This is a genomic window from Agarivorans litoreus, assembly GCF_019649015.1.
GTDB classification, from domain to species: domain Bacteria; phylum Pseudomonadota; class Gammaproteobacteria; order Enterobacterales; family Celerinatantimonadaceae; genus Agarivorans; species Agarivorans litoreus.
In genome coordinates, this window is record NZ_BLPI01000001.1 from 3190889 (window position 1) to 3208862 (window position 17974).

The following is a 17974-nucleotide window of genomic DNA, read 5'->3' on the forward strand; positions in this document are numbered from 1 at the left end:
TTAGCTACGGCGTAGCCTAACGACCTTCATTATCTCAAACTCAAAGCCGGCGCGTAGTTGATGGCTGGGATAGTAACTAAGATTAACTCGCGCCCCTTTTAAGTCTTGATAGCGTTGCTTACGTTTGTAAACAAAGGGTACGTCGTAACCCGCAATCATTAAAGTATGTAAGATCCAGTCACCTTCTTCGCGTTGCACGTGGGAGGCAACTTTCACATCTTCAGAATGGATCAGCGCTGGGCGCTTTTTGAGTAAGGTTTCTGGATCTTTTTTAAGCATTGTTAACTAGCCGTAAACACAAAGGTAAGCCGTTTCGGTTGGCACTTTTAGCTGAAACTTAGCATTACCAGGTACGTTGAATTGTTGGCCGTCTTTAAAGCTCACCCATTCAGTTTCACCAGGCAGCTTAACAACCAATTCGCCAGCAACAACAACCATTAACTCGGGCTCAGCCGTACCAAATTCGTATTCACCTACTGCCATAACACCTACCGATGATGGTTTATCCTTGCCTGAAAACCCGATTGATTTTACTTGGCCGTCAAAGTACTCGTTGCTCTTTAACATCACATTTCCTTGTTTGAATCGATTGTGCAAAACCGCAGGCTAGCATAATGTTATGCTTTTGGGATCGGTTAATGAGTTATTTGCGCAATGAATGAGCAGTTTTTTTCGGCCAATGAGCCGTTTGATAAAACCTTATTGCTGAAGGTAGCACGCCATAAAATGCCTTTTGGAAAATATGCAGGCCGAGAAATTATTCGCCTACCAGAAGAATATTTACTCTGGTTTGCCAATAACGATGGTTTTCCTAATGGTGAATTAGGCCAATTAATGGCATTAGCCCTTGAAATTCAAATAGCTGGCTTAGAAAAGATCATCTGGCCACTTATCGATACAAAACATTATTAACTTTCCTTGTCAACTGGTTGTTTTTCGTTCATCTCTTTGCTAGCGTATTATTTCTAAATGCTTTTGTTCAGAACTTTCATCAAAATTTAACAGTTTATTGACGGTTTAGGGCTGATCTTATTGAGTATTTAGTAGAGAATGTAAAACGCTGTAGCAATGCTTGTTGATAGTCCAAAGTTTTTCCTGGTTCTAAATTTTTTAGGTGTGGTTAAATTTTTGTCGCTGGCTTGCCTAGCAAATACGTTAAATTGCACATGAAATATGAGAGGACGATAATGTCAGGTCAGGGATTATCAGGAACCGTTAAATGGTTCAACGATGAAAAAGGTTTTGGTTTTATTGCACAAGAGAAAGGTCCGGACGTTTTTGTTCACTTTCGCGCTATTAACGGCAACGGTCGCCGTACCTTAACTGAAGGTCAAGCGGTAACGTTTGACGTTGTTCAAGGCCAAAAGGGCCCGCAAGCTGAAAACGTAACTGCTTTATAATTTATGTAGTTGTCTGTTTCAGTTAAAACGCTATCGCTGAGATAGCGTTTTTTTTTATTTACAGGTACGACTAAGGTTGAATACTTATTGTATTGTCAGTTAGTTAGCTGCTTTGTTACTCTAAGTTCGCGATAAATTTTAAGATTTTTTAGCTGTTCAGGTCTGTGTAAGGCACGTCAATCTGGCCTTATTCATTACACGAGGGTGAGGTAGACCGTGATTTCAAAATCTTGTTTGGTGCCGGATTTACAAGTTATTTCCGATAATTTTTGGCACTATTCGGAGCAGGTGTATTCTAGGCCTGAGGTGAAAAAGTTATGTTTATGGTTACAAGAGCAACATCAACGTAACGTTAACTTACTTTTATGGTTGAGTTATTGCCAACAGCAACGTTGGACCGTTAATTTAGAGCTATTACTCATCCAGATAAGCACTAGCGAACAAAAAATTAGTGAATTTCGCCAACATCGCAAAAAAATGAAACCCCACCTTAGTGACACTCAATATCAACTGTTACTGAAACATGAACTAAAGTTAGAGCGTCGTCAGCAACAATTGTTGGTGTTAAGCCAGCAGCGCCATCCAGGGCGGCAATCTGCTGACGTAGCCCTGACTGATTATCTTGATCAGGCTGAGGCTTCCGCCCAGTACTTAGCAACAATGAACTTAGCTATTATGGACGGCAAGCTGCATAACTAGATTGAAGCTTTAGCCCAGTACTTAGCCGCTATAAATTTAGTTACACTGAACTTAGCTATTATGGACGGCAAGCTAGCATAACTAGATTGAAGCTTTAGCCCAGTACTTAGCCGCTATAAATTTAGCTACACTTAACTTAGCTATTATGGACGGCAAGCTAGCATAACTAGATTGAAGCTTTAGCCTAGTACTTAGCCGCTATAAATTTAATTACACTGAACTTAGCTATTTTGGACGGCAAGCAGCATAACTAGATTGAAGCTTTAGCCCAGTACTTAGCCGCTATAAATTTAATTACACTGAACTTAGCTATTTTGGACGGCAAGCAGCATAACTAGATTGAAGCTTTAGCCCAGTACTTAGCCGCTATAAATTTAGTTACACTGAACTTAGCTATTATGGACGGCAAGCTAGCATAACTAGATTGAAGCTTTAGCCTAATAGTTAGCTCTGATGCTGGTATAAGGTTTTGTATAAGCCCGTTTGTTCAATCAGCTGCTGATGCTCACCTACTTGGCTAATGGCACCATCATCTAATACATAAATCAGATCGGCTTGTTTAATTGCACTTAATCGATGGGCAATAATTAGGGTGGTTCGCTGGTCTAAAAAGCCTTGCAGGTTACGATGCAGCTTCGCTTCGGTATCTGTATCTAAAGCCGAGGTGGCTTCATCTAATACCACTACTTGCGGTTTAGCCAAGATCATTCGGGCAATCGCTAGACGCTGTTTTTGCCCTCCCGATAATCTTACGCCACTTCTGCCCACTATTGTGTCTAGGGTGTCGGGCAGCTTTTCAACGGTTGTTTGTAGCTCGGCAATAGCTAAGGCTTGCCACAGCTCATCATCACTGTGTTGGCGACCCATGTTGAGGTTTTCTCTGACCGTTGTATTAAACAGTATCGGCTGTTGTAATACAGTGGAGATATTACTGCGGATGGTGGAATAACCGATTTTTTCAATCGGGGCTTTATCTAACAGGATTTGGCCGCTGTCTTTTTGGTAAAGCCCTAACAGTAGGTTCACCAAGGTAGATTTACCGCCGCCACTTACCGACACCACCGCGACTTTTTTACCCGCTGGCAAGGTTAGGCTAATGTCTTTTAGCACTGGGGATTCTGCTGAGTAACTAAAGTTGACGTTCTTGAATTCAATATCAAAGTTTTGCTGTTTGGCAAAGGGGTTTACTTCGCAAGGGTAGTTAGGTTCTTGTTTTAGCTCAAATAGTTGATTCAAGCGCGCTAATGCTGCGTTAGCGCTAAAGTAGCTGTATTGAATGCTCAATATTTCTTGCACTGGTCCCATCATAAACCACAAGTAGCCAAATACTGCGAAGATTTGCCCTACGGTTAAATCAGAGAAAACTACCATTAACATGGCTATAGCGCGAAACACCTCGAAGCCAACAAGGAAGATAGTGAAGCTAAGGCGGTTTACTGCGTCAGTTTTCCAATGAGAGGCAATTGCATGGTCTTTTAGCTCGCCAGCGGCGCTAATTACTCGTGAAAAGTAATGGCCTTCTCGTTGTGTTGCGCGTAGTTGCTGAATGCTGTCTAAGGTTTCAATTAAGGCAAGTTGAAAGGCTTCAAAAGCGGCATTCTCTTTTTTCTTTAGCTCTTTTACATGGCTACCAAAAGAGCGCGAGAAATAGATAACAGCAGGGTTGAGCAGCAAAATAATTAAGCCTAGTTGCCAGTCAATCCACAGCAAAATAACTGCCGTACCAACTATGGTGAGTAAGGCTACTAGAAACTTGGATAGGCTTTCGCTAATAAATTTATCTAGGGTTTCTACATCGGTGATACAACGGGCGCTTATGCCGCCAGAACCTTGCGTTTCATATTCACGCAGTTCAACTTTTGGTAAGTGCTCAACCAAGCGTTGGCGGATCAAAAAGCTAATTTGCTTTCCAATGAAGGTGAATTGCCTAGCCTGCAATACACCAATCACTAGTGATGATAAACGTAAACAAACCACCACCAATAAAATCGTAAGAATATAAGCAGTGGCGGTATGCCAGCCTTCAGGAAGTACTTGTTGAAGTACAGATATGGCTTTGCCTGGTTTTTCTAACAATACCTCGTCAACCAACAAAGGCATCATAAGTGGGATGGGTACACTCACTAAGGTAGCCAACATGGCAATGAGGTGAGCGTAAACCAAGGGCTTTTTATAGTGGAAAATTTGTTGGCGAATGGTGGCCCAAGTAAAGGTAGCCGAGGAGATGTTTGAATGCATAATCTAAATAAGAATCTTTTTCATCTGTAATTGGGCAAGTCTACGGAGACTGAGATAAAAAAGCTAGAGGCTGCAAGCATTCTGGCTTGCAGCTAATTTGGCGAGTTGCAGTAAGACGCTAAGCCTTATTCTTCGCTAGTATCAATATCGCTGGCTTTTTGTGCCTTTTTCTGGCGAATAATAGGGGCATCGCCCATTTCGGTGCCGGCAGCAAAGGTTTTGTTGGTTTTCACCTTAGGTTTGCTGGTCTTCGCTTTTTTCTGGGTCTTGGTGTTTTGGGTATTTTTACTAAAGCTCGGCTTGGTATATTTAGGGCGTAAACCTTTAAATTTAGCGGCTAGACCCTCTAGGCTTATAAATTCTATTTTTTGCTCCAATAGTGCTTCTAGGGTTTTGAAGCTATACCAGTCTTTTGGTCCAACCAAGGAATAGGCTTGCCCAAGATTGCCTGCTCGGCCAGTTCGGCCAATGCGATGCACATATTCCTCTACATGTTTAGGCATATCGAAGTTAATCACATGAGAGACTTGCACAATATCAAGGCCGCGTGAGGCAAGGTCGGTCGTAAACAATACCTTTTGGTGACCGCGGCTAAACTCATCCATGATCTTGTTGCGCGCACCTTGGCTTAAATCGGCATTTAAGGCCGAACAGCTGATACCTTGCTCGGTGAAAGCGTCGGCAAGGCGCTGGGTATCGGCTCGTGTTGCGGTAAACACAATGGCTTGATTTACAGAGTCTTGTTTGAGTATCTCGGCAAGTTGTGCTTGTTTATGGTCGAGGTGATCACTTAACAAAAACTGCTGATTAATATCTTGATGCTGGGTAAAACTAAAGCCCACCGCAATGCGTTCAGGCTCATTAAGTAATTCTAGTGCAAACGAGTTGATGGCCGCATCATCTAAGGTTGCCGAGAACATCAAGGTTTGACGCTTACGGTGATTAGCTGCTTTATTCACAAAGTTAAGCTGTTCAGCAAAACCTAAATCTAACATCCGGTCGGCTTCGTCGAGGATTAGTAGCTCCAGCCCATCTAAAAATAAGTGGCGCTTACTTAAGTGGTCGGCTAAGCGACCAGGCGTTGCTACTACGATTTGCGGGTCTTTACGTAGCAACTTACTTTGATCGTTAAAGTTTTCTCCACCGGTGATAAGGCAGGCACGTGTTTGGGTATTGGCAATTAGCAAACGCAGCTGAGCAAATACTTGCTTAGCCAGCTCGCGGGTGGGGGTTAAAATTAGCGTGCGTGCATCGCGTTTGGAGAGGGCTCGCGTTTTTAGCATACGCTGCATGGCTGGCAGCAAGTACGCTAGCGTTTTACCTGAACCTGTTTTAGATGACGCTAGTAGATCTTTGCCCACCATTGCTGCGGGAATTGCTCGAGCTTGGATCTCGGTGGTTTCACTAAAGCCAAGGTGCTCAATGGTTTTATTTAGGCGGGGATCTAAGCCCAGTTCAGAAAACTGCAAGTTGTTACTCTCTTCAATAGGTATGTGATTGAGATTATAACCGTAAATGCACTGGCTCACATTAAGGATTCGAGCTTAATTGGTTTATACAAGGAACAATTCTGGTTTTTCTGTGGCAAAGCTGAAGTTATGGTAAGCGTGCCTACTTTATTGATTAACTCATTCTTAGTTATTGGCTTTTTGCATAACAGCTTTAAAAACAGACACTTTTGCTTGCTTAAGCGAGGTTGCCTTGCCATAGTTTAAGGCTGCAAAGAGTGGCTTTAGCAAAGGATTGATAATGGCTGGTATTACCGAAAGGGCGGCAAGTACGAAGCGGCGATTTTCGTTTCACATTCATTTAGTGAGTGTAATGATTCTAATGCTTATTACTAGTGGGGTGGTGATAGGCACACTTAACTATTTTCATACTAGTGATATTGTTGCAGAGAATCAGGCTAGAGCTTTAGAGCAAGTTGGCCGTGCTACGGTCTCTGAACTTGAAGGGGTAATGTTTCCCGCGCAAAACTTTGTACAAAGCCTAGCGGCTATGAATCTTACTATGGCTCAGCTAAATAACAGCCAAGGTAGTTGGTTACCCATGTTGTATTCAAGCTTAAGTCAACAGCGTGGTTTATCAGCTGTCTATATGGGCTACGCCAATGGTGACTTTTACTTAGTTCGCCCTTTAGATAGTCTGGAAAAACGTCAACGAGTTAGCGCGCCAATTGGCTCGGTAGTATTAGTCACAAAAATTATTAATGGCCAGTCTAGTCAGGTATTTTACGATAATGAATTGGTGCCAATTCGAGACCAAGTTGATCGTGTTTATCAGCTAGATCCGCGTGAGCGCCCTTGGTACAAATTAGCAACCAGTAGCCTGGGAATTGTTGCCACTGAACCCTATGTGTTTTATACCACCAAAGAAGTGGGAGTGACCTTTGCCCATGCTAATAAACAACGCAATATGGTGGTGGGAGCAGATCTTACCTTAGCCAGTGTTTCTAAGAGCTTAAACAAGAATAAGCTTAGCGAGTCTTCGTTATTGGTGATGTTTAATAGCGACTATTCGGTATTGGCACATCAGCAAGCCTCATGGATTGGTGACAACTTGCAAATTACTGAAGAAGAAGTTGTTTTACCTCGTTTAGATAAACAAGAACTAGGTGTTCTTTCTCAGTTTTCAGGTCATTCTAATCGTGCTGATGGTGGCAGTTTCATTATTAATGGAGAGGTTGAGGACTGGATTGGTCAAATTATTGAGCTTAACTTGGAGGTTAATACAAACCGTGAAAATGTAAAAATCGATAAGTTGTTTTTGGGGCTGGCTTCACCAGAAGATGAAATATTGATGGATGCACGAGCGGCTCGTGACCAATCGGTTATTTTTAGTATTTTTATTGTAATCGCATCTATTCCCATTGCTTGGTATGTGTCGCGTTTAGTGGCCAAGCCTTTACGCGAGTTGATGAATCAAAATGAAGCTATTATGGCGTTTAACTTTGATGCCACTAAGCAAGTTAATTCGGTAGTTTTAGAGGTACATCAATTAAGCCGAATTACTGAGCAACTGAAAAAAACCATTAAGCAGTTTTCAGATGTGTCCACCATGTTAGGGGAAGAAGATAACTTTGGCCGTTTACTCGATAAAAGTGTGCAAGAAATGCAAACCATATTGGATATGGAACAAGGGGCGATATGGTTGAAAAACGAACAGTTGTTCGAGTTGCATAGTAAGGCTCCCGAGGGGGTGACACTGCCACAAACTTTTACCTATGCTGATACCTTAACTCAGCCCTTGGTTAAATATTTGCTCGATGCCACCACTAGCTCAACCACTAAGTTTACGAGCTTAGATTACCAAGGCAAGCTGCTCAATTTAGTCGTATCTCCGTTGATTAATCGAGAAAACAAACTAGTGGGTATGATTGCAACATTCAGCCATCGTCAAGCTAATGTGTCGCCACGTGTTTTGTCGTTTATTGATGCCTTAAGTAGCGTGGTGACTATCGCCATTGAAAATCGTCACTTAATTGAATCTCAAAAGAACTTATTGGAATCCTTCATCAAGCTTACCGCTGGAGCGATTGATGCCAAATCGCCCTATACCGGTGGCCATTGCCAACGCGTTCCGGAGCTTACCAAAATGTTAGCCAATGCGGCGGTAGAACAGCAGCAGGGTGTATTTGCTGATTTCTCTATGAGTGAAGCGCAATGGGAAGAATTGTACATCGCTAGTTGGTTACATGATTGCGGTAAAGTCACCACACCAGAATACGTGGTTGATAAAGCCACTAAACTGGAAACGATCTACGATCGAATTCACGAAGTTCGTATGCGCTTTGAAGTGCTGAAACGAGATGCCCAGTTGAGCTATTGGCAGCAGGTAGCTGGTGGGCTGCCAGAGCATGAGCAAGAAACTTTGCAAGCGCAATTAGAACAGCAGTTAGCCACCTTGGATGAAGAGTTTGCCTTTGTGGCAAAATCTAATATCGGTGGTGAGTTTATGGGGGCAGAAGATATTGAGCGTTTGCATCAAATTGCCCAACGTACTTGGCAACGTACCATCGATGATAGCCTTGGTTTATCACACATGGAGCTTGATCGTAGGGCTTCGCAAAGGATTAATTTACCGGCTACTGAAAAACTATTGGATGATAAACCAGAGCATATTATTTATCGTCGTGAAGATGAGAAGATTGATGCTGATAACCCTTGGGGCTTCAAACTTAAGGTACCCGAGTACAAATACAATCGAGGTGAACTTTATAACTTAAGTATTGCGCGCGGAACCTTAAGTGAAGAAGAACGTTACAAGATCAACGACCATATTGTGCAGACAATTATTATGTTGGAAAAATTGCCGTTTCCACATCATTTGAGAAGAGTACCGGAAATTGCTGGTGGGCATCATGAGAAGATGGATGGTACTGGTTACCCAAGACAACTTAGCAAAGAGCAAATGCCAACCACCGCTAGAATGATGGCGGTAGCGGATATTTTTGAAGCGTTAACAGCGGTGGATAGGCCTTATAAAAAAGGTAAAAGCCTGAGTCAGTCGCTAAAGATCATGCGTTTTATGTGTGACGATAAGCATATCGACGCAGATATATTTAGGTTGTTTCTACATTCAGGAGTTTATTTGGAGTACGCCAAGGTTTTTCTGAAGCCGGAGCAAATAGACGAGGTAGATATAAACGATTATTTACCTGATCAAGCATAGGCTTTGCTGATCTTTGAGGTAACTTAATGAAAGGGGACTTAAGCTCTTAGGCTGAACCTTTCGTATTAGCGTTGGCTAAGGCTAATCTCCAACTACAATGTTGCGCCCAGCATTTTTGGCATTGTAGAGTAGCTCATCAGCGCGGTTTAACTGCGCGTCTAAATGCTCTTGTAGGTGGTTAGTCACGCCAATGCTAACGCTAATTGATAAAGGAGTATCGTTATAAATAAACTCAGTTGTTGCAACTTGCTCACGAAATGCATCTAGCAGTTGGTAGGCTTGTTCATTGCTAAGCCCCGCCATTGCCACACTAAACTCTTCGCCGCCAGTGCGGGCAAATAAGAAGTTAGATAGGCCCGCCTTCATTAAACTAGAGAAATGAATTAATACAGCGTCTCCTGCTTCATGACCGTATTGGTCGTTGAATTTTTTGAAGTGATCAATATCGAGTACTGCAACTGCTAGTTGAGAGTTTTTCTCGGCTGCTTTTAGATGCAATTTACGCCCATGTTTAATGAAAAAACGGCGATTAGGAATCGCGGTTAAATAGTCTTGATAAGCGGCTTTTTCCAGCTTTTCTACCAAGGCTAAAGTGTGCAGGCTATGATTGACTCGACATTGAAACTCTTCAATAGAAAAGGGTTTGTGTAAGTAATCGTTAGCACCGTTCTTAATGAATTTACTGGATACCGTGGCATTATCGGCTGACGACAACCCCAAAATGCTAATCCGCCGTTGGCCCATCTCGTGGCGCACTTTTTGAACCAGTTTAAAGCCATCCATGTTGGGCATTTGGTAATCACTGATCAGCAGTTTAATATCAGGATCATTTTGTAAGCAGTGAAAAGCTTCTACGCCATCATTTGCCTCTATTACATGAAACAAGTGGCGTTTTAACAAGCCACAAATGTGTTTCCTAGCAACTTCCGAGTCTTCTGCGACCAATATTTTAGTATTTTGATTAACATAAAGCTGATTAAGAGTATCGAAGGCTAACTCGTAGGAGTAGCGACCTTCTTTAAGCACATAGTCAACCACGCCTTTAATGATTAACAGTGATTGAGTTTGCTCATCAAAAGAACCGGAAAGCACTACTGTTGGAATGTTGTTTTCCAAGAGGTAATCAATGAGTTCTCCATTTGGTGCATCGGGTAAATTAAAATCTGCCAGTGCGGCAAAAAAGCTATTTGGTTCTGCACTATATACCTGCTTTGCTTGTTCCAAGCTTGAGGCAAAAACTGGCTCAAGTTGATTCAAGCGTGAAGACAAATGACGGAGAATTTTTAGTACTGTTGGGCTATCTTCTACGATTAGAATTTTTTGCATAACTTACTTTCCCAAAAACTCACTTGTTTATTGTGCTTTGTGTCAAATAAAACTGAACGATAAAAAACCAATATAACAAAATAACTGTTTGAAGAGGCACAGTTATTTCTAATAACCCATAACAAGAATTTACTGCGGTTTGTTGTTTTATCCGTGCTAAATACAATTGTAGATGGATTTATGGCTGCTGGTTTTGTTTAATCACTAAGAAGTGAGTCTTGTCACTGCTTAGTGACTAAAAGGAGATAACGTGTATTTAGCCGAATTTTTTACAGTGGTAGTGGTGCACCTGCTAGCCGTGGCGTCGCCCGGACCTGATCTAGCGGTAGTGCTCAAAAATAGCATATCTTTGGGGCGTAGAGCGGCTATTTTTACCTCAATCGGTGTTGGTTGTGGGATCATGGTTCATGTTATTTATTCCGTATTAGGAATTGGTTTAATCATTTCTCAGTCGATCTGGTTGTTTAATCTGATTAAGTGGTTAGGCGCTGCGTATTTAATTTTTATTGGTATTCAAGGTTTACGAGCAAAGCGTCGGGATGCCGCTGATATAGAAGCCGATACGGGTCTTAGGCTTAGCGATAAAAGTGCCTTTTTAAGTGGTTTTATGACCAATGGTTTAAACCCAAAAGCCACCTTGTTTTTTCTGTCATTATTTACCGTAATTATTAGTCCTAATACACCAATGATGGTGCAGTTGGGCTATGGTCTATATATGGTTTTTGCTACAGCCCTGTGGTTTTCTATGATCTCTTGGCTGTTTAGCACGGCCCGTGTCCGTCGTAGGTTCTTACAAGTTGGACACTGGTTTGATCGTAGTATGGGCTTTGTTTTAGTTAGTTTGGGAATTCGTTTGCTTTTTAGTAGTCGAAACTAATAAGCATTGGCAAATATTCGGGAGTTGTATGAAGGCAGCCAAATGGATAGGGCAAATACACACGCGCTGGCAGCTGGCCACTGTTTGGCAAAAAGCTGGGGTGTATTTTGTAATCGTCTTTATGCTTTATGTTGTGCTGTCACTAAGCTTGTTACCTTGGGTGATCAAGCAGCAAGTAGAAAAACAATTAACCGTTCTCACTGGTCACTCAGTGACTCTGCAACAAGCAGATTTTCATCCGCTTAAGCTTTCATTAACGCTGCGCCATTTTGCTATTGATGAGCTTGATGAGCAGCAAACTCAGCCTTTGGCGAGCTTCGAGCGCCTCTATGTAGATTTCACTTTAAGTTCTTTATTCTATTGGAGTTGGAATTTTGAAGCCTTGGAGTTAGACGGTTTATTCTTCCACCTTAGCCGACTTAAAAATGGTGCGCTAAATGTAGACAGTTTGTTTCCTAATACTGGTGAACCACAAGAAGCTGAGCCTGAAAACAGCGAACAAGCTAGCGTTCCCCGTTTGCGGGTTAAACAGTTTATGTTGCGCAACGCTCAGTTAAAGCTAAGCGACTACCTGCCAGAACAAGCTGTAGATTTCTCTATTTCTGACTTTGATTTATTGCTTAACGATTTTTATACCCAAAAAACTGGTGATGCAGCCAATGTGTATAGCATTGAAGCGCAAGTGGGCGAGCGAGGCCGTTTGGCTTGGAGTGGCGAAGTCGATCTCCCTGCTTCGCAGATATCGGGGCAGTTATCCTTAGAAGAGTTTCAACTTAACCGCATTTTCGCCTTTTTACGGCCTTATACCGATTTGCGCATTAACCAAGGAGCTGTATCGCTAAGCACTGATTATTTAATTGATTACCAACAACAGTTTCAGTTTATTACCGAACAAGGGCAGCTGAGCATTGAACAATTTGAACTGAGCGCTTTTGAGGAAATTCGCGCTAAGTTCGAACAGCTTTCGCTTAATAACATTACTTTTAATTTGAACCAGCAACACCTGAGCTTAGGGGATATAGGTCTCAATCAAGGTTTACTCACCGCCAACTTTGATCAGCATTCTCAACTAGATTGGCTCTCGTGGTTTCATTTTGAAAAGCTGGTGGCTGAAACCCAAACTGCTGACGCTAGCGAGCAAAGTGATTCTCCACAGGTGGATGAGCAGGAAGAGCCTACTACCAGTGAGTCATCTTGGGTGCTTAGTAACAACAGCATTAAGGTGAATGACTTTGAACTAAGGCTAGGTGAAGCGTGGTTAGGCAGTGCTAAACAGCATCAATTATTGTTACAAGCGCTTAGCCTTAGCGGGTTCTCTAGTGATATGCAGCAAACCACCGAATTAACGCTTGATGCTAGTTTGTACCAGCAGAGTCCACTCAATGCAAAGTTAGCCTTTAGTGGCCCAGAGCAGCGTTTAACTGGTCAAGTAAGCCTTAGCCAACTGGCGCTAAGGCAACTTGAAAAATGGTACTCCCCCTTTGTTCGCTTAGATATAAACAGTGGCCAACTGGCCTTAAGTAGCGAGTTAGATATGCAGCTGGCAGACAGCTTTGCTCTTACTAGCTCTAACGGGCGTTTGGCCTTATCGCAAATTAACCTCGCGGTGCCACAACAAACAGAGAACTTGCATTGGCTGGCGGCCAATGACGTTGTTGCCGACGGTATTGATGTCAATCTAACTAAGCAAACCGTTGATATTGCCAGCCTTGGCAGTGAAGCCCTAGAGTTTATTGCCAGCCTCGATGAGCAAGGCAACTTGGACATTATTGAATACCTAGGTTTTGCAGCAAGTAAGAATAGCGAAAACAGCTCAACCGACATCGAGTCTGAGCCGCAAGGCGATCAAACCTTAGAGCCTGAGTTAACTAATCTCGATGAAGCCAGTGACGTTTCTTTAAATGCGCAAATTAAGCCAGAACTTGCACAAAATGCAGTGGCAGCAGAAGAAACTGACGCTACTGCACGTGAAGAGCAAGTGGGGTGGTTGGTTAACATTGCCCAGATAAGCGCGGCTGATTCACGTTTTAGTTTGAGCGAGATGTATTCAGGACAAGAGCTTAAACACCAACTAAACGCCCCTTTAATTGAGCTTTCAAATATAAGTTCCGATATGAGCTCTTCGATGACGATAGCCGCCAAGCTACAAGCCGAGCAGGGTGGGGAAATTATAATTGATGGGGAAATTGCACTTGCCAATAAACAAGCTGATTTAACGCTTAAAGCTACTCAATTTGGTTTGGCTTTTTATCAAGCCTACTTAGCGCAATATACTGAGTTAAAACTTGAGTCGGCCAAGTTTAATACCGACATGCAAGTGCAACTAGATTGGCAAGGTCAATTTGGATTGGCTTTAAAAGGTCCGCTCAGCATTGATGAACTGCATTTAAAAGACGCGAGGGCGCAGTCCGATTTACTCAAATGGTCTGAGTTCAATCTTAGCCTATTGGATCTAGATACGCGCCAACGCCGCCTTGCTTTGGGTGAGCTTAACTTTATTCAACTCTACTTTTTAATTGAGGTATCAGAAGACTTTTCCACTAATTTGGCGGGGATTGTAAAGTCATCCGAAGAGGGTGAGATCACCGTTGAGCAGCGAAGCGAAGAACTTGACGAACAAGCCCGTGAGCCAATAGCTGCAAATGATTCAGCGAGCTGGCAAATTAGCATTGCGCAAACGCAGTTTAGCCAAGGCTTGGTCGACTTTGCGGATTACTCGTTAGAACCCAACTTTGCCGCCAAGATTGAAAAGGTAGAGGGAAAAATTGGTAGCTTAACTCAAGACGCTAGCCAGCCTGCCGAAGTGAGCCTAAGCGGTGAAGTGGACGGTTATGCTCCGGTAAGTTTTGCTGGTGAAATTGCCCCTCTTGCTGCAGACCCCGCCTTTGATGCGGCACTTGATTTTAAACACCTAGAACTTACTCGCTTAAATGCCTATTCGGGCACCTATGCAGGCTATGTGATTGAGCGTGGACAAATGTCTTTAGCCTTGGCTTATAAACTTAAGCAAAGCCAGCTACAGGGGAGCAATCAAGTTTACATAGAGCAACTGCAATTGGGTAAACGCACCAATAGCGAGAAGGCTACCTCGCTACCGGTAGAGCTTGCGATTGCGTTACTAGAAGATGACCAAGGCGTGATAGACCTAGGTTTAGAAGTTAGTGGCGATGTAAATGATCCAGACTTTAATGTTGGTGGATTAGTGTTCAAGGCTTTAGGTGGTGCGCTGAAAAAAATCGTTACCTCGCCCTTTGCCTTGATTGGCTCGCTAATTGGTAGTGACGAAACCTTAAATGAAGTGAGTTTTGTTGCAGGCAGTAGCGAGATTGAGCAGCAACAGCTTACTCAACTTGGCCAATTGGCCGAAGGCTTAAAAAAACGCCCGCAGCTAAAAATTGCTTTAGTTGGCTCTATCGATCCAGCTCAAGATATTCCAGCCCTCAAAAGACAAGCTCTCGCTGAGCAGCTTAATCAACAGGCTAATTTGGATATAGCGCCGCAAGATATCAGTTTAAGTGCAGTACTCGAGAATCGCAGTTTACGAACTGCTCTTGTTAACTTGGCACAAATTAACCTAGATGAAGCAAGCCGTAATGAAGACCGTCAGCAGCTAGCCCAGAGCTTACAAGAGCAAGAGCAGCTTAGCCCCGAGCGTTTAAATCAAGAGTTACACAGCTTGTGGTATCAGCGTTTAGTTGACCAACAAACCCTTAATGATGGCGATTTAGAAAGCTTTGCAGAGCAACGAGCGATTGCGGTGAAAGATGCTCTAACCGAACAAAACGAATTAGCCATTGACCGCGCTTTTGTACAGCGCCAAGCGCTCGACAAGCAAAGTGGCAAGATGCTGGTAACCTTAAGCATTATTGCTGATTAATCGCCAAAGCTTGTTTTAAACCCTGCTCGGGCGATAATGTCACTGATTTTGTAAGGAAAAGCAGTATGCAAAAGCTCCTACTCGTGGCCGAACACAGCGATTTTATAGTGGTTAATAAACCCAGCGGTATTAACTTTCATACCGAGTCTGGCGAGTTGGGGCTGGTTGAGTTGGCGCGCCAACAATTTGCCATAGAGTTATGGCCAGTGCATCGCCTAGATAAGCTAACCTCTGGCTTGTTACTGCTAGCTAAAAATAAAGCGGCGGCTGCGCGTTTTCAAGAGCTGTTTAGCCAAGGCTTAGTCAATAAGTTCTACTTAGCTTTAGCCTCTAACAAACCTAAAAAGAAACAGGGCTTGATTAAAGGCGATATGCTTAAAGCGCGCAACGGCAGTTGGAAGCTTGGGCATACTAACGATAACCCGGCGATTACCCAGTTTTTTAGCTTTGCGCTGTTACCCAAACGTCGTTTGTTTTTGTTAAAGCCTCATACTGGGCGTACCCATCAATTGCGGGTTGCCCTTAAAAGTTTAGGCGCGCCAATACTGGGTGATACGCGTTATGGTGGTGAAGCAGCAGAGCGCGGTTATTTGCATGCTTTTGGCCTGCAGTTTAATTGGGGTGAACAGTCTCTTCACTATGCAGCTTTAGATAATCTTGATGGGGATTTTGAGCGGTTTGAAATAGCTGAAAAAATTGACAGTTTAGCTAAGCCTTGGGAAGTGGCTTTTCCGCAACTTAAAGGTAGTTGATGGCATTGCTTAGAATTGTCGATTTTAAGCAAAAAAAGAGCCGCTAATGCGGCTCAAATGTTAGGGGCTGTTGATCTTTGGTGATGGTTTTTGCAGCAATTTATTAGCCATTTAGGCAAGGCAGTGAGTGTGCAGTTAAGTGGGCTTAATCATCACTCGCTAACGCTGAATAAATGGCTAAGAAATGCTGCCCGAAGGGTTTGGATAAGCGAACGTTACTCTTTGTTAAGCACTTCTTGCTTAGCCCACTAGGCTTCTAAGTGCTCGCCGCGATTAAAGCCCGCTTATCTCGAACAAAATTTCAACACCAAAGATCAACAGACCCAAAGGATGTTATTAGGCTTCTTTGGCCGAATTTAGTTTCGTTATTTCGTCTAACTCTTCATCCAAGTCGTCTTCACCAATGCCTTTTAGTTTGGCTATTAGCAAACCGGTAATCACTAAGGTTGTCACTACCCCTGCCACCGTCGAAATAGTCATTGGTAGCCCAAAGCCCAAGGTGCTTGAGTTTAGAATGAAGGTCACCACTACCGTTGTCATAAACATGGCTGGAACAGTGGTTATCCAGTGGAATTTGTCATTACGCAATAGGTAAGCGGTTGCCGTCCATAACATCATTACAGCGGTTGTTTGGTTAGCAAAGCCGAAGTAGCGCCAAATTACTCCAAAATCTACTTGAGTAAGAATTCCACCAATAATGAAGATTGGTAGTGCAATCATTAAGCGGTTTTTAACGGGTTTTTGAGACAGGTTAAAGTACTCTGCCAAAATTAGGCGGCTTGAACGAAACGCTGTATCGCCAGAAGTAATAGGTAAAATCACCACACCTAAGAAGGCTAAGATACCGCCAAATACACCCAGTAAACCAAACGATGCGTCGTAAACAACTTTACCTGGCCCACCGCTGGCAACTGCTGCTTGTAAACCTTCCATTGAATTGAAGAAAGACAGTGCAATAGCACACCAGATTAAGGCAATGACACCTTCGCCAATCATTGCACCGTAAAATACAAAGCGGCCATTTTTTTCATTTTCTACACAACGAGCCATTAACGGTGATTGTGTGGCATGAAAGCCCGAAATTGCGCCACAAGCAATGGTAATGAATAAGGCTGGCCATAGCGGTAAGTCATTAGGGTTCATGTTGGTGAACATTTGGCTTACTTCAAAGTTGCCCATAACTTGGTGCTCACTCGAGAAGGCTACTGCGGTAATTAGGCCTACCGACATAAAGATAAGTAATGCACCAAATAGTGGGTAGAAACGGCCAATAATCTTGTCGATGGGCACGATGGTGGCAATGATGTAGTAAACAAAAATGATACTAACCATAGTACCTAAACCAAGGCTGATACCAGCTTGGTCGTTGATAAGGTTAGTTAACATGCCAGCTGGAGCGGATACAAATACTACGCCTACCAGTAACAACAGCACAATGGCAAAAATATTCATGAAGTGGCGAGCGCTTTTACCTAGGTAACGCCCAGATAATGCCGGTACCGAGGCTCCGCCATTGCGAACTGACAACATGCCTGAGAAGTAGTCGTGAGTTGCGCCAGCAAAAATACAGCCAACCACAATCCATAACATCGCTGCTGGGCCGTATAAAGCGCCCATGATAGGACCAAAAATAGGGCCCACACCCGCAATATTAAGCAGCTGGATTAAATAAACTTTTTTCTTCGACATTGGCACAAAATCAACGCCATCTTGCTTCGCGTAAGCGGGAGTTTGTCGCTGTTCTTTAATGCCAAAAACCTTCTCTACAAAGGCGCCGTAAATGAAGTAGCCGCCGAGCAACGCTGCGACGCAAAATAGAAACCAAAGCATGTCATCCTCTCAGTACTTAGTTGTAATCAAGGCCAGTGTATTAATTCGCAAGTTGCTATTCAGTAGTCGCTTTGGTGAGTGGTGCTATTTCTTGGTAAGTGGTCGAAATAGCACTTAAGTGGTGTTGATTTAACCCGCAATAAATATAACAGCTATGGTGCGGTCGTCGGTACTTACACAACAATATCCTACAGCAAAACAGGTTTACGGCGTGCCTCTTATGTTGATTACAGCAATGGATATGACACTGCAGGCAACAACACTGGCTATAGCGTCAAGGTTTATCGTCAAGACAATAAACTAC

At 43.1% G+C, this 17974-nt stretch carries 13 protein-coding genes; 7 read left to right on the forward strand and 6 right to left on the reverse strand.

Going from position 1 to position 17974, the window contains the following annotated elements:
- Positions 1-279 (reverse strand): hypothetical protein, encoded by a 279-nt coding sequence (locus tag K5L93_RS14685; protein ID WP_016400363.1) that lies wholly within the window; start codon positions 277-279, stop codon positions 1-3.
- Between the two features lie 6 nt (positions 280-285).
- Entirely contained in the window at positions 286-567 is a 282-nt protein-coding gene (ppnP, locus tag K5L93_RS14690) for a pyrimidine/purine nucleoside phosphorylase (protein ID WP_220720509.1), read from the reverse strand.
- An 87-nt stretch (positions 568-654) separates the two neighbouring features.
- Here ppnP and K5L93_RS14695 point away from each other — a divergent pair, with 87 nt between their 5' ends.
- From K5L93_RS14695 to K5L93_RS14705, 3 genes are all read left to right on the forward strand, one after another.
- Positions 655-912, forward strand: coding sequence for a DUF3820 family protein (locus K5L93_RS14695; protein ID WP_220720510.1), 258 nt, complete (start codon positions 655-657; stop codon positions 910-912).
- A gap of 275 nt (positions 913-1187) precedes the next feature.
- On the forward strand, positions 1188-1400 hold the full coding sequence (locus K5L93_RS14700) for a cold-shock protein (RefSeq protein ID WP_016400359.1): 213 nt from the start codon (positions 1188-1190) through the stop codon (positions 1398-1400).
- A gap of 216 nt (positions 1401-1616) precedes the next feature.
- Positions 1617-2099 carry a TIGR02444 family protein gene (locus tag K5L93_RS14705; protein WP_220720511.1) on the forward strand — a complete coding sequence of 161 codons (483 nt, stop codon included), beginning with the start codon at positions 1617-1619 and terminating at the stop codon, positions 2097-2099.
- A 444-nt stretch (positions 2100-2543) separates the two neighbouring features.
- Here the strand turns inward: K5L93_RS14705 and K5L93_RS14710 are convergent, their stop codons facing one another.
- Positions 2544-4337, reverse strand: coding sequence for an ABC transporter ATP-binding protein (locus K5L93_RS14710; RefSeq protein WP_220720512.1), 1794 nt, complete (start codon positions 4335-4337; stop codon positions 2544-2546).
- 125 nt (positions 4338-4462) lie between these two features.
- Positions 4463-5806, reverse strand: coding sequence for a DEAD/DEAH box helicase (locus K5L93_RS14715; protein WP_220721529.1), 1344 nt, complete (start codon positions 5804-5806; stop codon positions 4463-4465).
- Positions 5807-6086: 280 nt separating this feature from the next.
- Between K5L93_RS14715 and K5L93_RS14720 the strand changes: the two genes are divergently transcribed.
- Positions 6087-9008: an HD domain-containing phosphohydrolase gene (locus tag K5L93_RS14720; RefSeq protein WP_220720513.1), complete on the forward strand. Its 2922-nt coding sequence runs from the start codon at positions 6087-6089 to the stop codon at positions 9006-9008.
- Between the two features lie 81 nt (positions 9009-9089).
- Here K5L93_RS14720 and K5L93_RS14725 read toward each other — a convergent pair whose 3' ends face one another.
- Positions 9090-10334, reverse strand: coding sequence for a diguanylate cyclase (locus tag K5L93_RS14725; RefSeq protein WP_220720514.1), 1245 nt, complete (start codon positions 10332-10334; stop codon positions 9090-9092).
- Between the two features lie 250 nt (positions 10335-10584).
- On the opposite strand from K5L93_RS14725, the gene K5L93_RS14730 reads away from it, so the two are divergent.
- From K5L93_RS14730 to K5L93_RS14740, 3 genes are all read left to right on the forward strand, one after another.
- Positions 10585-11211: a LysE family transporter gene (locus K5L93_RS14730; protein WP_220720515.1), complete on the forward strand. Its 627-nt coding sequence runs from the start codon at positions 10585-10587 to the stop codon at positions 11209-11211.
- Positions 11212-11239: 28 nt separating this feature from the next.
- On the forward strand, positions 11240-15088 hold the full coding sequence (locus K5L93_RS14735; RefSeq protein ID WP_220720516.1) for a DUF748 domain-containing protein: 3849 nt from the start codon (positions 11240-11242) through the stop codon (positions 15086-15088).
- Positions 15089-15153: 65 nt separating this feature from the next.
- Positions 15154-15840, forward strand: a complete 687-nt coding sequence (locus K5L93_RS14740; RefSeq protein ID WP_220720517.1) for a TIGR01621 family pseudouridine synthase — start codon at positions 15154-15156, stop codon at positions 15838-15840.
- Between the two features lie 336 nt (positions 15841-16176).
- On the opposite strand, the gene K5L93_RS14745 is transcribed toward K5L93_RS14740, so the two are convergent.
- The gene (locus K5L93_RS14745) at positions 16177-17670 is read right to left on the reverse strand and encodes a carbon starvation CstA family protein (RefSeq protein WP_220720518.1); all 1494 of its coding nucleotides are present in this window, start codon (positions 17668-17670) and stop codon (positions 16177-16179) included.
- Between the last annotated feature and the right edge of the window lie 304 nt (positions 17671-17974).

What these genes read in the sequence shown, in the direction of transcription:
- K5L93_RS14685 (WP_016400363.1), bottom strand. Translation starts at nt 279, where the DNA reads ATGCTTAAAAAAGATCCAGAAACCTTACTCAAAAAGCGCCCAGCGCTG.
- ppnP (WP_220720509.1), bottom strand. Translation starts at nt 567, where the DNA reads ATGTTAAAGAGCAACGAGTACTTTGACGGCCAAGTAAAATCAATCGGG.
- K5L93_RS14695 (WP_220720510.1), top strand. Translation starts at nt 655, where the DNA reads ATGAATGAGCAGTTTTTTTCGGCCAATGAGCCGTTTGATAAAACCTTA.
- K5L93_RS14700 (WP_016400359.1), top strand. Translation starts at nt 1,188, where the DNA reads ATGTCAGGTCAGGGATTATCAGGAACCGTTAAATGGTTCAACGATGAA.
- K5L93_RS14710 (WP_220720512.1), bottom strand. Translation starts at nt 4,337, where the DNA reads ATGCATTCAAACATCTCCTCGGCTACCTTTACTTGGGCCACCATTCGC.
- K5L93_RS14720 (WP_220720513.1), top strand. Translation starts at nt 6,087, where the DNA reads ATGGCTGGTATTACCGAAAGGGCGGCAAGTACGAAGCGGCGATTTTCG.
- K5L93_RS14725 (WP_220720514.1), bottom strand. Translation starts at nt 10,334, where the DNA reads ATGCAAAAAATTCTAATCGTAGAAGATAGCCCAACAGTACTAAAAATT.
- K5L93_RS14735 (WP_220720516.1), top strand. Translation starts at nt 11,240, where the DNA reads ATGAAGGCAGCCAAATGGATAGGGCAAATACACACGCGCTGGCAGCTG.
- K5L93_RS14740 (WP_220720517.1), top strand. Translation starts at nt 15,154, where the DNA reads ATGCAAAAGCTCCTACTCGTGGCCGAACACAGCGATTTTATAGTGGTT.
- K5L93_RS14745 (WP_220720518.1), bottom strand. Translation starts at nt 17,670, where the DNA reads ATGCTTTGGTTTCTATTTTGCGTCGCAGCGTTGCTCGGCGGCTACTTC.